The following is a 13,536-nucleotide window of genomic DNA, read 5'->3' as shown; positions in this document are numbered from 1 at the left end:
CCGTCTCGCCGGCGCGGGCCACGCGGTCGAGCGCCACGCGCACCTCGGCCAGGTAGGCATGGCCGGCGGGCGTGAGCGCCACCTGCTTGCTCGTGCGCTCGAACAGCCGCACGCCCAGTTCGTCCTCCAGCGCCTTGATGCCCGAGCTGAGCGGCGGCTGCGTGATGGCCAGCCGCTCGGCCGCCCGGCCGAAGTGCAGTTCCTCGGCCAGCACGGCGAAGTAGCGCAGGAGGTGCAGTTTCATGGCGGCGATGATGCCAGCGCGGCCCGCAGCGCCGGCACCGGCTTGCGGCCGTTCAATAGGATTTCGGCAGGCCCAGCACCTTCTCGGCGATGAAGCACAGGATGAGCTGCGGGCTCACCGGCGCCAGGCGCGGTATCCATGACTCGCGCAGGTAGCGCTCCACGTGGTATTCCTTGGCGTAGCCCATGCCGCCGTGGGTGAAGATGGCGCGCTCGCAGGCGTGGTAGCCGGCCTCGGCCGCCAGGTACTTGGCGGCATTGGCCTCGGCCGCGCACGGCAGGTGCTGGTCGTACAGCCATGCGGCTTTCTGCACCATGAGGTGCGCGGCCTCCAGCTCCATCCACGACAGGGCCAGCGGGTGCTGGATGCCCTGGTTCTGGCCGATGGGGCGGCCGAACACCTCGCGCTCCCTGGCATAGCCCGCGGCGCGCGCCAGCGCCGCGCGGCCCAGGCCCACGGCCTCGCTGGCGATCAGGATGCGCTCGGGGTTCAGGCCGTGCAGGATGTATTGAAAGCCCTGGCCTTCCTCGCCCACCCGGTCTTCCACCGGAATGCGCAGGCCGTCGATGAACACCTGGTTCGAATCCACGCATTTGCGCCCCAGCTTGTCGATCTCGCGCACCTCGACGGTGCTGCGGTCCAGGTCGGTGTAGAACAGGCTCAAGCCCTCGGTGCCGCGGCATTGCTCCACCGGCGTGGTGCGCGCCAGCAGCAGGATCTTGTTGGCCACCTGCGCGGTGCTGATCCAGACCTTCTGGCCGTGCACCACGTAATGGTCGCCCTCCCGCACCGCGCGGGTCTTGAGCTGGAGCGTGTTCAGCCCGGTGTTGGGTTCGGTCACGCCGAAGCAGGCCTTGTCGCGGCCCGCGATCAGCGGCGGCAGCCAGCGCGCCTTCTGCGCTTCGGTGCCGAACACCACCACCGGGTGCAGGCCGAAGATGTTCATGTGCACCGCCGAGGCGCCGGACAGCCCCGCGCCCGTGGCGGAGATCGTGTGCATCATCAGCGCGGCTTCGCGGATCCCCAGGCCGGCGCCGCCGTACGCCTCGGGCATGGCGATGCCCAGCCAGCCGGCGTCGGCCAGCGCGCGGTGGAAGTCCTCCGGAAAGCCGCCTTCGCGGTCGCGGCGCAGCCAGTAATCGGCATCGAACGGGGCGCACACGCGCTCGATCGCGTCCCGGATCTGGGCGTGTTCGGGAGAGAGGTCGAAGTTCATGGGGCGGGCCGGATCACCTTGTCGGGCGATTCGCCGTAGGGCGGGCTGTAGATCACCAGCAGCTTCACGGGGGTGTCGCTGGTCACGGTGAAGACATGCATCTGGTCGGCCGGAAAGAAGCACATGTCGCCCGGCACCATGTCGAAGGCTTCGCCCGCCACTTCGGCGCGGGCCGTGCCTTCGAGCAGGTAGCACGACTGCTCGATGCCTGGATGGGCGTGGGGCAGGGCGCCGCCGCCCTTGTGCAGCGTGCCCAGCAGCACTTCCATCTGCCGCGCGCCCACCGTCTCGGGGCCGATCAGGCGCTGGTTGTGCGTGTGGTGGTGGTTGGCGGGCTGGTAGCTGGGCACCTGGGCGGCGCGCACGCGGTACCGGGGCGCGGTGGTGGTGGTGGTGGCGAGGGTCATGCGGGTTCTCCGGTGGCGGCGTGGCAGGCGTTTTGCGCGAGCAGGGCGTCGATCTGGGTGGGGGTGTAGCCGGCCTCGGCCAGCAGGGCGCGGGTGTGTTCGCCCAGTTGCGGCGCAGGCGCCAGGGTGCGGGGCGGCGGGGTGGCCGACCAGCGCGTGGGATGGGCCATGGCGTGCATGGGCCCCTCGGTGGGGTGCACGCTGTCGTGCAGGAAGCCCGTGGCGCGCAGCTGCGGGTTGGTGAGCAGGTCGGCCGGCGAGTTCATCGGCATGTGCGGCACGTCGGCGGCATCCAGCAGCGCCTGCCACTGGGCCGTGGTGCGGGTGCGCAGGATGCGCGCCACCTCGGCATAGACGGCATCGATGTTCGCCGCGCGGGCGCCATGCGTGGCAAAGCGCGGGTCCTGCGCCAGGCCCTGCGCCTCGCCGATCTCGCCGATGGCCGCGAAGAAGCTGCGCCAGTGCTTGTCGTTGTAGATCAGCACGCAGAGCATGCCGTCGGCGGTTGCATAAGGCTTGCGGTGCGTGGTCAGCAGCCGGGCATAGCCGGCCTCGCCCTGCGGCGGCTCGAAGGTCAGGCCCGCCATGTGGTCGCCCAGGATGAACTGCGCCATGGCCTCGAACATGGGCACGACGATGGCCTGGCCCTGGCCCGTCTTCTCGCGGGCATAGAGCGCCGCCGTCACCGCGTACACCGCATGCAGCCCGGTCACCCGGTCCGACAGCGTGGTCGGCGCATAGGCCGGCTCGGGCGCGCCGTAGCGCTGCATGAGCCACGGGATGCCGGTGGCGCCCTGGATCAGGTCGTCGTAGGCCGGGCGCGCCGCGTCGGGACCCTCCTGGTCGAAGCCGCAGCAGCTCACGTGGATGAGGCGCGGGTTGCGCGCGGCCACGCTGGCCGGGTCCAGGCCCAGCCGCGCCAGGGCCTGCGGGCGCACGTTGCTGATGAGCACGTCGCAGCGCTCGGCCAGCCGCAGCGCGGCCTCGCGGCCCTCCGGGTGCTTGAGGTCCAGCGCGATGCTGCGCTTGCCCGCGTTGGCATGCAGGAAGATGTGGCCCATGCCGGGGTGGCGCATGGGGCCCACATGGCGCATGTTGTCGCCATCGGGCGTTTCCACCTTGATGACTTCCGCGCCCAGCTGGGCGAGGATCTGCGTGGCGAACGGGCCCATGATGACCGAGGTCAGGTCCAGGATCCGCACGCCCGCCAGGGGGCCGGTGCGTGAAGTGCTATGCGTGTTGTCGGTCATGCCATTCTCCAGAACGTCTGACAGGGGCAGCGGCCGGTGCCACCGGTGCGGCCCGCGCGAGCAGACGCCGCGCAAGGGCCGCCCCGCCGCGCTGGCGTCGTCCCCCCTTCCCGCAGCGCGCAGCGATGCGAGAGCAAGGGGGAAGCGGCAACGCCGCTCAGAGGGATGTCGTTCATTCGGGCTGGATGCGGGCCTGCTGGATCAGCGTGCGCCAGTGGGCCAGCTGGTCGGCCACGTAGGTCGCGAATTCCTGCGGCGTCTTGCTGGGCCACACCTGGAAGCCGATCTGCGCTAGTTTGTCCTACGTGTCCTTTTCGGCCAGCACGGCCTGCAGCTCCGTGTTCAGGCGGTTCACGATGGCCGGCGGCATGCCGGCCGGCCCGAAGATGCCGTTCCAGGACGTGAGGTCGAAGCCCTTCACCGTCTGCCCGATCGGCGGCACGCCCGGCAGCAGGGGCGAGGGCTGCGTGGTGGTGATGCCCAGCGTGCGCACCTTGTCGCTGGTGAGCATGCTCTTGCCCGAACCCAGGTCGGCCACGTAGACCTGCACCTGCCCGCCCACCAGGTCCGTCATGGCCTGGGGGCTCGACTTGTAGGGGATGCTCAGCACATCGACCTGGGCGATGTGCTTGATGCTCTCCATCGCCACCAGCGAGGTGCTGTTGGGCGTGGCGTAGCTCAGCTTGCCCGGGTTGGCGCGCGCGTAGTCGATCAGCTCGGCCAGCGTCTTCGCCGGCACGCCGGGGTGCACCGCCAGCGCGAAGGGCAGCTCGCCCACCCGCGCCACGGGCGTGAAGTCCTTGATGGGGTCGTACTTCAGGTGGCTGTAGAGCGCCGGGTTGGCCGAGTGCGACGTGTTGGTCGTCATGAACAGCGTGTAGCCGTCCGGCTTGGCCTTGGCCGAGATCTGCGCGGCCACCTGCGCGTTGGCGCCGGGCTTGTTGTCCACCAGCACCGGCTGCTTCAGACGCTCCGCGAGCTTTTGCCCGACGGTGCGCGCGACCGAGTCCGTGCCGCTGCCGGCCGCGAACGGCACGATCAGGGTGATGGGGGCGTTGGGGTACGGCGGCTGCTGGGCCCGTGCGGGCGCCACGGCGGCGGCCAGGCCGCAGGCTGCCAGCAGGGCCGGGATGAGGTGCTTCATGTCGTTTGTCTCCTGGGTCGGTAGGCCATGCCCCTGTGCCGGGGCTGAAGGCATCTTGTCCGGCGCAGCGATTCGCGTCCAATTGAATAATCGGAGCGATCCATTCGCGTTGCGAATCGTTGGGGGCCACCGGCCGGTGGCGGGTGCGCGGGGCCGGCGCACAATAAGCGCCTTTCCCGGTGGGCCGCCTGTCGCGGCGGGGCCGGGAAATTCCCATCCAATCGGCCTCTAGCGCATATTCCACTAGGGCGATTTGCTATCAAAAAGAGAGTATTCGATTTTGTCCCCCGCGCATTTCGTTCTGCACGACGTCTTTGGCTATGACCAGTTCCGCGGCCCCCAGCAGGCCATCGTCGAGCACGTGATCGCCGGCGGCGACGCCCTGGTGCTGATGCCCACGGGCGGCGGCAAGTCGCTGTGCTACCAGGTGCCGGCCATCGTGCGGCGCGATGCGGGGCAGGGCGTGGCCATCGTCGTCTCGCCGCTCATCGCGCTCATGCACGACCAGGTGGGCGCGCTGCACGAGGCGGGCGTCGATGCGGCCTATCTCAATTCCACGCTCGACTGGCAGCAGACGCAGGAGCTGGAAAAGCGCGTGGCGCGCGGCGACATCACCATGCTCTACGCCGCGCCCGAGCGGCTGACCACGCCGCGATTCCTGGAGCTGCTGGACGGCCTGCACCAGCGCGGGCAACTGTCGATGTTCGCCATCGACGAGGCGCACTGCGTGAGCCAGTGGGGCCACGACTTCCGTCCCGAGTACCGCGCGCTCACCGTGCTGCACGAGCGCTATGCCGGCGTGCCGCGCATCGCGCTCACAGCCACGGCCGATGCGCTCACGCGGGCCGATATCGTCGAGCGGCTGCAGCTCGAAGGCGCGCAGCACTTCGTCAGCAGCTTCGACCGGCCCAACATCCGCTACCGCATCGAAGAAAAGAAGGAGCCGCTCGCGCAGCTGCTGCGCTTCATCGAGCGCGAACACCCCCGAAGACGCGGGCGTGGTCTATTGCCAGTCACGCAAGCGCGTCGAAGAAATGTCCGCCGCGCTGGTGGACGCGGGCCTGAAATCGCTGCCCTACCACGCCGGCCTGCCGCCCGAAGTGCGCCAGCAGAACCAGGACCGCTTCCTGCGCGAGGAGGGCATCGTGATGGTGGCCACCATCGCCTTCGGCATGGGCATCGACAAGCCCGACGTGCGCTTCGTCGCGCACGTGGACATGCCCAAGAACATCGAGGGCTACTACCAGGAGACCGGCCGCGCCGGCCGCGACGGCCTGCCGGCCGACGCCTGGATGGCCTACGGCCTGCAGGACGTGGTGAACCAGCGCCGCATGATCGACGAAAGCCCGGCGGGCGAGGAATTCAAGCAGGTCATGCGCGGCAAGCTCGACGCGCTGCTGGCCCTGGCCGAGGCCACCGATTGCCGGCGCGTGCGCCTGCTGGGCTATTTCGGCGAAGTCTATGGCGAGCCATCGAGCGCCGCCGGGCCGCCCCAAGGCGCGAGCAGCGCCCTTGGGGGGCAGCGAGGACACGAAGTGCAGAGCGTGGGGGCCACATGCGGCAACTGCGACAACTGCATCAGTCCGCCCGCGGTGTGGGACGGCACGGACGCCGCGCGCAAGCTGCTGTCCACCATCTACCGCGTGCACGAGGCCAGCGGCCTGACCTTCGGCACCGGGCACATCATGGACATCGTGCGCGGCAAGGACACCGAAAAGGTCAAGCAGTTCGGCCACGACCAGCTCTCCACCTTCGGCCTGGGCAAGGACTACTCCGAGGCGCAGTTGCGCGGCGTGCTGCGCCAGCTGCTGGCCACCGGCGCCGTGGGCCTGCACAAGGTGATGCTGGAGAGCGGCCACAGCTTCGACACGCTCAGCCTCACCGACGGATCGCGCCCGGTGCTCAAGGGCCAGACGCCGGTGCAGCTGCGCGAATCCACGGCCGCCACGCCGGCCCGGCGCACGCGCCGCAGCGCCGCCCCACCAGCCGCCGCGGCCAACCTGGGGCCGGACGCGCAGGTGCGCTTCATCAACCTCAAGGCCTGGCGCGCCGAGGTTGCGCGCGAGCACAACCTGCCCGCCTACGTGATCTTCCACGACGCCACCCTGGCCGCGATCGCCGAACGCAACCCGTCTACGCTGGACGATCTGCAGGGCATCAGCGGCATGGGGGCCAAGAAGATGGAGGCGTATGGGGCCGAGGTGCTGCGGGTTTGCGGGCAGGGGGAGAGCACCGTTGGATGACACCCGCCTGACACCGCGGCCTTAATTGATTCAGCTCGTAAGAAGACTGGATCAGGTGTAACGCGCCCGGTACCATCCGCCGGCGTTCGCTCTCGAACGCTGCGCCGGGCGTTGCCATGGCCCCCGGTTTTGCCCGAAGCGCATGGCCTGGCGCGCGCATGCTTTGCCTGCCTTCCTTGGGGCCAGCGCACCGTGTTTCCTTCTTTTTTCTAGGCGGATGTCCATGGTTTTCCCCTCATCGTCATTGCGCAGGGCCTGCCCGTCGGTTGGCGTGCCCGCCACCACCCGAGCGCTGGGGGTGATGGCGTCCGTCCTGCTGCTGGCAGGGGTGGCCAATGCCGCATCATCCGCACAGAGCGACGTTCCTTCCTCCCGCCAGGTGCTGGAGTCTTTCCCGGTGAATGGCCAGCCGGCGCCTGGGGTGCGGCAGGGCTACGAGCTTTCCCTTGCCGCATGCAAGGATGCGGCCTGTGCTTTCGAGGTTCGCCTGCTGTCCGGGGCCGGGGAGCCGCTGGCCGAAGGCGGTGCGGGTGTGTCGGTACTGGGGGCCGCGGCGCTGGAGTGGCCTGCCTCTGCAGCGCCCGCGCAGCCGCTGGACGTCCCGCAGCCCGGAACCGGCCCGTTTCTGGCAAACACCGCCGCGCCCCGCGTCTGGTCGACCGGGGAAGAGGAAGGCACGGTCACCGCGTCGGCCAGCGCCGTGCCGCTGGAGCCGGGCAAGCCCTCGGGTGCGCGCGCCTTGCTGGTCACGCAGATGGCCGGGTTCGACCACCCCAAGCGCCGCCACGCGCTGTACGTGGCTTCGCAGGGCACTCTCAAGACGGCATGGTCGCGCAGCGAACCGCAGGGACCCTACGTGTCCCAGGTCATCGCCACGCCAGGCCATGCGCCCATGTACCTTTCCGTGTTCTTTTCCCCCGATGACGATGCGGCCGACAAGGTGTCCGCCCAGCGCCTGGCGTGGAACGCCAAACGGCAGGTGTTTTCCGAAGAACCGTCTCTGGCCGCCGTGCAAGCGGTGGTGGCGGGTTCGTATCCCACCGTCCGTGCGGCCCGCGCTGCACGCGCCGCGTCGGCCTGTTTCGCGGGATATGGCGTGGTGGACACCTGGCCTGGCAAAGGGCGGGTGCCCCACCGCTACGCGCTGATCGCACTGGCGGTGGCACCCGAGCAGGCCAGTGCAGAGGCGGCGCGCCTGGGGCAGTGCCAGCCAGGCCTGCAGGCACGGCAGCATCTGCTCAGTCGCCTGTCGCCGCGTTCATCCTCCAACCCGTAAGCCCGAACCATCGCACCGAGGGAACACCATGCCGGACATCAAGGACAGCGTCGGAGAAGGCGCCAAGAACCAGGGCCACGACGTGGCACTTCTGCAAGCCATGCTGCGGGTCATCAAGGACGCCAAGAATGCGCCCTACCTCAGCGTGGATTACGACGGCAGCTACGGTGGGCAGACCCGCGCGGCGATCGAACGCTTTCAGATCGACCAGAAGCTGGCACAGAGCCCGGTCGCCAAGGCCGCTGCAGCGAAAGGGCCTGCGGCCGTACCACCCGTGCCGGCTGCTGCGGGCGGAGCCCAGGAGACACTGGGTCTGGTCGCCCCTGGCAGCGCGACGTTGCAAAAACTCAATGCCATGCTGCCGGCCACCCATCAGGCGATGCGATCGTCCCCCGGCTCCAAGACGGTGTACATCGCGGCCGATGCCAAGGATGCGGCCATCAGCAAGGCGGCGATCGCCAGCGATGCGGAGTACGAGCCCACCTTCCGCGCCAAGCTGTCCAACCTGGTGCAGCAGATGTACGACACCCACAAGATCGTCCTGTGGATCACCCCCACGGGCCGCCGCCGCACCTTCGCCCAGCAGGCGGCAGAAACGCAGACCAATGCCGGGCCAGGGGAGAGCAACCACAACTTCGGTCGCGCGGCGGACATCGGCTTTCGGCGTTTCCAGTGGGTCAAGGGCAACGGCGTGATTGCCACCGATGCCGACTGGCTCAACGGGCTCGAAGCCGCCAAGGCCGGCGAGGCGACCCGCTGGTGGAACGAGCGCGATCTGCTGGCCGCCAAGGAAGGGCTGCTGCCGCTGAACTTCGAGCGGGTGCATCTGCAGGCGTTCGCGCAGAAGGGCGTGAGCAACCAGCGATCGCTGGCCCAGCTGTTGAACGCGGTGTCCGCGAGCAACATGCGCTGGAAAGCGGCCTACCAGGCCGACCTGCAGTCCCAGGGCAAATACTGGGCGAATGTCGGCACGGCGAAAGCCATCTGGGCCGGCAACGCGGCGGTGACGAAATCCGATCTGGCCAAGGCGCGAACGGCGGCCACCGGAAAGCAGGTCAAGGATGCCGACATTGCGCAGGCCGAGGTCGACGCCATGCGCAAGACGCTGAAGGCGGACTTCCAGGCCGCCGATGACAACTGGGTGAAATGGACCGCCGTGCCCTGATGCACGGGGCCCGGACCGGGCCTCGGTGCCTTGGCCGGTCCGTACCTGCAGGCGTCTTCGCACCCGCGAAGTGATGCCGTTCGACATTCCATGCCCGAGGGGCCCTATCTTGAGAAATGACTTTTCCCTGGAGGGGGCCGCGCGCATCCCCTTGCCTTTCGATTCCGAGTCCGCCAGCGCGATGCCTTCGGGACCGCGCTCTCCACAGGACGTGCTGTCTTGCGTCAAGGTCGCCTCGCACGAACTCCAGGGTTTCCGGCCCATCGCCGAGAGCATCGAGTGGGACCTGGGACATCTGCATTGGGCCCGGGCGGGGCTGCTGGCGTTCGCCGAGAACGAAGTGCCGTTCGTGGTGAACAACAGTGGGCGGCTGTCGGAAGACGCGGCCGCGCTGCTGTTCAACCACTGTGTTTCGACCGAGCCGGCCGGCCCGATCCATGTGCTCGAACTGGGCGCGGGCTGCGGCCTGTTCGCCCGCTATTTTCTGCAGGCCTTCAATCAGCTGTGCCAGCAGGAAGGCCGCGCCTTCGACAGGCAACTGGTGTATTTCGTTACCGATGCGTCCGAGCGCACGCTGGCGCAGTGGCGCGAGCGCCGCATGTTCGATGCGTTCGGGGCACAGGTGGTCATGGCGCGATGCGATGCCACCCGGCCGACCGAGATCCGCCTCGCTGACGGAAGGGTCCAGTCGCTGCAGGCGCTGCAGGCCGTGTTCTGCAACTACGTGCTCGACGTGCTGCCCGCCACGGTGCTGCGACGCCAGGGGGAACGCATCGAGGAACTGCGGGTGCGCACCCGGCTGACCGACAACGCCGACCTGGTGCGCCAGTACACCCCCCTGGGCCTGGAGGAGATCCGTGCCTTGGCGAATGCCCACGATCCGGACCAACGCGCATTGCTGCTGCCGCTGGCAGGCCTGTTCGATTACGAGGTGGACTTCTTTCCGCTGGAGGGCGAACTGCTGCCATTTGCCGGGCAGGCGCTGGAGCGGGCCGATCCGGTGCCGAAGCTGCTGGTCAACCACGGGGCTTTCGGCGCACTGCACACGCTGCAGGGGCAGCTGGTGGACGGGGGCTTCATCCTCATCAACGACTATGGTGCCAGCACGCCCCAGGCGGCTGCGGAGTCGGCGGCGCCCCAGCGCTTCGGCAAGACCAGCGCGATCGGGCTGAATTTCCCGCTGCTCGGGCAACTGTTCGACCGCGACGGCTGGCGCGTGGTGGTGCCGGAGGGCGATGCCACGCGCGCCATCCATGCCCGCCTGTTGGTCAAGGCGGAGCAGGAGCGCACCATTGCGGCGTTCGGCAACCGTTTTTGCGCCGATGCGCAGCAGTTCTTCGATGGCCCGGCGCAGGACGCGCGCGGGCATCTGCAGGCCGGCCGGCAGGATGCCGCGCTCGAAAGCTACCGCCTGGCCATTGCGCGCAATCCGCGGGACTGGCGGCTGCTGGGCGAGGTGGCGGAGTTCGTGGGCATCCAGTTGCGTGACTTCGCCGCAGGCATCGAGTTGGCGCGCAGCGCGCTGGACATCAACCCGTGGTTGAGCGCCTGGCTGTGGAACGTCCTGGGCGATTGCCTTTACTGCCTGGAGCGGCATGGCGAGGCCCAGGAGGCGTACTTTCAGGCGCAGCGCATCGATCCGAAGGACGCGCGCACCCAGCTCAACCTGGCCTATGCCTGGCAGCAGCGCGCGGATTTCGAGAAGGCGCTCGGCGCGGTAGCGCGAGGCCTGGCGGGCGACGTGCACGGCATCCACGGCCCCCGTCTGCTGGAAAAGCAGCAGGAGATCCTGGCCCAGATGGCATCGCTGCGGGCCACGGAAGGGCAGCGCTCCGCAGAGCGCGCCGCGCGGCTGCAGGCGGCTTAGAGCGGCGGCCTGCTTCCCGCCTGGGGGCCAGCAGGCGCCCCGCGGCCCTTGGCCGGTATCCGGTCCTGCAGCATCGTCTGCGTGATCGCGCGGCCCACCTGTTCGAAGGCCTTGCCGGCCTCCTTCATCTCGTTCAGCCCCTCGGCGCAGGCGGCCACCACGATGGCGTTGCGCCCGTTGTCCTGCGGGTCGATCACGCCCATGTGGCAGGCCCGGTGCAGCTGCGTGCCGGTCTTGTGGATGAACCGCACGGTGCGCGGCAGGCCGGCCTCCAGGCGGTAGGCGTCGTAGGTGTCGAACTTCAGGTCCTTGTAGAGCAGCTGCTGGTGCGCCGGCGAAACGAGCTGGCCGCGCACCAGCTTTTCCAGCATGGCGCCGTAGCCCTCCAGCGTGGCGGTGTTGTGGTTCGTGCGGTAGTAGCGGTCGTAGGCCTCGTCCAGGGTCTGCACGCGCAGCGCGGAGGGCGCCACGCCGAGCGTGCGGGCGAGCGCCTGCAGGCGCTTGGGGCCCACGGGGGCGCCTGCGATGCGCACCAGGTCCATGTTGGAGAGCCGGCGCGCGTCGGGGTGGGCCTCGGCATAGACCTGGTAGCGCACCTCGGTGAAGTTGGTGATGCGGCCCACGCCGCGGCCGCCCAGCAGGGCCTGCGCGCGCTGGTTCAGCGTGTCTTCGCCCACCGCGCGGATGAGCATGTTGGCGGCCGTGTTGTCGCTCTCCATCAGCATGCGCTGGAGCAGCGATTGCACGCTGTGGCGCGTGCCTTCGGGCTGCCAGACCACGGCGCCCGAGCCGTCGACCTTGTCGCGCGCCTGCACCACGAGTTGCTGGTCCAGGCGCAGGCGGCCGGCTTCTGCCTCCTGCAGCACGGCGATCGCCACCGGCAGCTTGACGGACGAGGCCAGGTACCAGGGCCGGTCGGCCGCATGCGCGAAGGTCTCGCCGTTGTCGAGCCGCTTGACGTACAGGCCCAGTTGGCCGGGCGTGGCCTGTTCGATGCGTTCCACCTGCTGTCGCAGCGCATCGGCCCAGGCGGGCGCGGCATGGGCGGGCTCAGGGTGGGTCGTCGTCCACGCCAGCGCCAGGACCAGCAGGGCCAGGGTGGCCCCCCGGGCCCGTGGTGCCGGAAGGGGCCGCGGCGCGGCTCGGCACGGTTTGGCAGGGAGTTTCATGGGGTTTTCCATCCGACAACAGGCCCGACTGGCAGAGGGCGATGCCGACCTGCCGAAGCGTGCGGTCGGACCGGGCCGTGGACAGTTCGCCGCGCGTGCAGGCCACCACGATCACGCGCCGGTCTGTCGGCAGGCGCGGCACCGTCACGAGGCCCGAATCGCATGTTCGGGCGCGCTGCGTGCCGGTCTTGTGGGCGAAGCGCGCACGGGTGGGTAGTCCGGCCTTGATGCGGTTCGGGCCGGTCTTCACGCGTTCCATCACGCCCAGCAGGTAGGCCGTGTGGCGCGGCTCCAGGAGCTTGCCTTCCACCAGCTGCGCGAGCAGTTCGGCGTACGCATCGAGCCGCCCGGAGTTGAGCCCGCTGGCGTAGTAGGCCTCGTAGGCCTCGCCCACCGACAGGGGCCGAAGGCCATCGGCCGGCACCCGCAGCAGGCGTGCGAGGGTGGCCTTCACATCGGCATCGGTGCGCTGCTGGTGCAGCGCGATGAAGTCGCGCCCCGACAGGTGCACGGCCTCGGGCGTGAGCTGGGCGTAGGCCTGGCGACGCACATCCGCCAGGTGCGTGATGCGCTCGAAGCCGCCGGGCACCACCGACTGCACCAGCGCGTTCACCTCGCGCAGGCCGACGAGGTCGATCAGCATGTCGCTGGCGGTGTTGTCGCTGTACACGATCATCTGCTCCAGCAGCCAGCGCACGCTCAGCGCCGCGCCCACCGGCTGGTTCTTGGCGGGCCCGGCGCCGTCCACGTAGTCGGTGGCGCGCAGGGTGAGCGGCGTGTCCAGCGTGTAGTCGCCGCGCTCCACGCCGCGCAGCACGGCGATGGCCACCGGCACCTTGATGGACGAGGCCAGGTACCAGCGCTCCTCGCCGTGAAAGGAGAAGGACTGCCCCGTGTCCAGGTCGCGCACGTGCACGCCGAAGGCCGCGCTGCTGTGCGCGGCGACGTGGTCCAGCTCGCGCTGCAGGGCCTTGACCCAGGGCGGCGCAGGGGTGGTTGCCGGGGGCGAGGGGTCGGGCGGCGTGGCGAGCGCGGGCGGCGGCAGCATCAGTGCCGCCCCTGCGGTCCAGGCCAGGGCGATGGGGCGCAAGCGTGCGAAGGCGGTAGAGGGCATGCGTGGCGTGTGGGGACAACCGGGAAGGAATGCGAAGCCGCCAAGGTACACCGGCCCCCGGCCCGGCGGCGTAACACCCCGTGCGGCGTGGGTGTGGGACAGGAGCGCATGGCAGGCTGCGGGCACTGTTTTTATAATCAGTGCCTTCGCGCACTCTCACCCCCACCCCCCCGCACCCGGGCCCCCACCGCCTCCCACCATGCCCGAGCCCACGCTCACCCGTTCCCCACCCGCACCCGCCTGATGCAGATCTGGCGTTCGGCCGGCTGGCCCTGCCAGGACGCGCTGGAGATCGACCTGCTGGCGGCGCGCATGGTCGCGCTGCACACCGCGCCCGAGGGCCACGCGGTGCTGCGCCTGACGGACGCGGGCATCCAGTGGCTGGCCGAGGCCCGCCAGCGCGGCCTGCGGGCCTTGAGCGCGCACGACCGGCTGGCCCAG

At 69.6% G+C, this 13,536-nt stretch carries 10 protein-coding genes and 3 pseudogenes; 6 read left to right on the top strand and 7 right to left on the bottom strand.

Features of this window, described 5'->3' with window-relative positions:
* From AC27IQ_RS11865 to AC27IQ_RS11845, 5 genes and pseudogenes are all read right to left on the bottom strand, one after another.
* On the bottom strand, positions 1–244 hold a 244-nt coding region (locus tag AC27IQ_RS11865; RefSeq protein WP_487089590.1), incomplete at its 3' end, for a LysR family transcriptional regulator.
* A 52-nt stretch (positions 245–296) separates the two neighbouring features.
* The gene (locus AC27IQ_RS11860) at positions 297–1,460 is read right to left on the bottom strand and encodes an acyl-CoA dehydrogenase family protein (protein WP_284430359.1); all 1,164 of its coding nucleotides are present in this window, start codon (positions 1,458–1,460) and stop codon (positions 297–299) included.
* On the bottom strand, positions 1,457–1,867 hold the full coding sequence (locus tag AC27IQ_RS11855) for a cupin domain-containing protein (protein ID WP_487089589.1): 411 nt from the start codon (positions 1,865–1,867) through the stop codon (positions 1,457–1,459). The genes AC27IQ_RS11860 and AC27IQ_RS11855 overlap by 4 nt, the downstream gene beginning before the upstream one ends.
* Positions 1,864–3,117: a CaiB/BaiF CoA transferase family protein gene (locus AC27IQ_RS11850; protein WP_284425276.1), complete on the bottom strand. Its 1,254-nt coding sequence runs from the start codon at positions 3,115–3,117 to the stop codon at positions 1,864–1,866. Before AC27IQ_RS11850 ends, AC27IQ_RS11855 begins: the two co-directional genes overlap by 4 nt.
* Before the next feature lie 172 nt (positions 3,118–3,289).
* Positions 3,290–4,261 (bottom strand): annotated as a pseudogene (locus AC27IQ_RS11845) (Bug family tripartite tricarboxylate transporter substrate binding protein).
* A 253-nt stretch (positions 4,262–4,514) separates the two neighbouring features.
* Between AC27IQ_RS11845 and AC27IQ_RS11840 the strand changes: the two are divergent.
* From AC27IQ_RS11840 to AC27IQ_RS11820, 5 genes and pseudogenes are all read left to right on the top strand, one after another.
* A pseudogene (locus AC27IQ_RS11840) lies at positions 4,515–5,192 on the top strand (RecQ family ATP-dependent DNA helicase); the annotation flags it as partial.
* Positions 5,092–6,504: an RQC domain-containing protein gene (locus AC27IQ_RS11835; RefSeq protein WP_487089588.1), complete on the top strand. Its 1,413-nt coding sequence runs from the start codon at positions 5,092–5,094 to the stop codon at positions 6,502–6,504. The pseudogene AC27IQ_RS11840 and the gene AC27IQ_RS11835, both read left to right, overlap by 101 nt.
* Before the next feature lie 271 nt (positions 6,505–6,775).
* A complete protein-coding gene (locus AC27IQ_RS11830; protein ID WP_487089587.1) occupies positions 6,776–7,780 on the top strand; it encodes a hypothetical protein in 1,005 nt (334 codons plus the stop codon).
* 28 nt (positions 7,781–7,808) lie between these two features.
* Positions 7,809–8,945, top strand: coding sequence for a M15 family metallopeptidase (locus AC27IQ_RS11825; protein ID WP_317357155.1), 1,137 nt, complete (start codon positions 7,809–7,811; stop codon positions 8,943–8,945).
* Between the two features lie 151 nt (positions 8,946–9,096).
* Positions 9,097–10,812, top strand: coding sequence for a tetratricopeptide repeat protein (locus AC27IQ_RS11820; RefSeq protein ID WP_487089586.1), 1,716 nt, complete (start codon positions 9,097–9,099; stop codon positions 10,810–10,812).
* On the opposite strand, the gene AC27IQ_RS11815 is transcribed toward AC27IQ_RS11820, so the two are convergent.
* The gene (locus AC27IQ_RS11815) at positions 10,809–11,981 is read right to left on the bottom strand and encodes a serine hydrolase (RefSeq protein WP_487089585.1); all 1,173 of its coding nucleotides are present in this window, start codon (positions 11,979–11,981) and stop codon (positions 10,809–10,811) included. The two genes, AC27IQ_RS11820 and AC27IQ_RS11815, sit on opposite strands and share 4 nt — an antisense overlap.
* Complete coding sequence (locus tag AC27IQ_RS11810; RefSeq protein WP_487089584.1) at positions 11,863–13,095, bottom strand: serine hydrolase; 1,233 nt, start codon at positions 13,093–13,095, stop codon at positions 11,863–11,865. The genes AC27IQ_RS11815 and AC27IQ_RS11810 overlap by 119 nt, the downstream gene beginning before the upstream one ends.
* Before the next feature lie 243 nt (positions 13,096–13,338).
* Here AC27IQ_RS11810 and AC27IQ_RS11805 point away from each other — a divergent pair.
* A pseudogene (locus AC27IQ_RS11805) lies at positions 13,339–13,536 on the top strand (hypothetical protein); the annotation flags it as partial.

The sequence above is a fragment of the Acidovorax sp. KPB24-07 genome, assembly GCF_057543315.1.
The sequence above is the reverse complement of the archived record's forward strand: the minus strand, read 5'-3'. Positions and strand labels throughout refer to the sequence as shown.